Source organism: Intestinirhabdus alba (assembly GCF_009711095.1).
GTDB lineage: Bacteria > Pseudomonadota > Gammaproteobacteria > Enterobacterales > Enterobacteriaceae > Intestinirhabdus > Intestinirhabdus alba.
Genome location: NZ_WMJZ01000119.1, coordinates 1 through 965 on the forward strand (window position 1 = coordinate 1; position 965 = coordinate 965).

At 56.4% G+C, this 965-nt stretch carries 1 protein-coding gene; it reads left to right on the forward strand.

Translation table 11 applies throughout. The features are described 5' to 3' along the window. Positions 1 to 965, forward strand: a 965-nt coding sequence (locus tag GJV78_RS22670; RefSeq protein ID WP_230979227.1) for a condensation domain-containing protein, incomplete at both ends; no start/stop codon positions are given.

The window sequence follows — 965 nt, forward strand, 5'->3', positions numbered from 1 at the left end:
GCAGCCATTGCCGCATTTTGTGCCGACGAGGCCCACACTGCCTTTGACCTCGTTCAGGGGCCGTTGGTGCGTGCACGTCTGCTTGCGCTGGCTCACGATGAGCATCTCTTTTTGTTGACGCAGCACCATATTGTCTCTGACGGCTGGTCATTCTCGGTGCTCATGACGGAGCTGAGTACCCTGTATCAGGCTGCTCTGGCGGGCGAAGCCAGCCCGCTGGCACCGTTGACCATTCAATATCCGGATTATGCGGCATGGCAACGTCAATATCTTTCAGGGGAGTTACTGCAGTCTCAGGCTGACTACTGGCGAGAGACACTTGCTGACGCGCCTGTTTTGCTTGACTTACCGACCGACAGGCCCCGCCCGGATAAGCAGAGCCTGGCAGGTGCCTTTGTCCCCGTATGCATTGATGCCGCGACCACGGAGAAACTCAGGGCCCTGAGCCAGAAACACGGTGTTACGCTGTTCATGGTGTTGATAGCGGCCTGGGGGGAAGTGTTGTCGCGCTTGTCCGGCCAGTCAGATCTGGTGATCGGTACCCCGAGCGCCAACCGGGGGCGTCATGAAACAGAAGCATTGATCGGCTTCTTTGTGAATACGCTGGCGATCCGTATTGATCTGTCCGGGGAATTGAATACGGCAGCGCTGTTGAAGCAGGTGCGTGACAGGGTGCTTGCTGCGCAGGAGCATCAGGATTTGCCGTTTGAACAGATAGTGGAAATGGTAAACCCGCCAAGAAGCCTGGCCCATTCGCCACTGTTCCAGGTGATGTTAGCCTGGCAAAACATGGACAAGGGCGAGTGGCAATTGCCAGGTTTGACCGTGCAGCCGTTTGAACTGGAGTATGACGTAGCCAAGTTCGATTTGGAGCTGCATCTGGGGGAGAGCAATGGCGAAATCACTGGTGCGTTAGGATATTCAACCGCCCTGTTTGATCCGGAAACCATTCAGCGACACGTGGG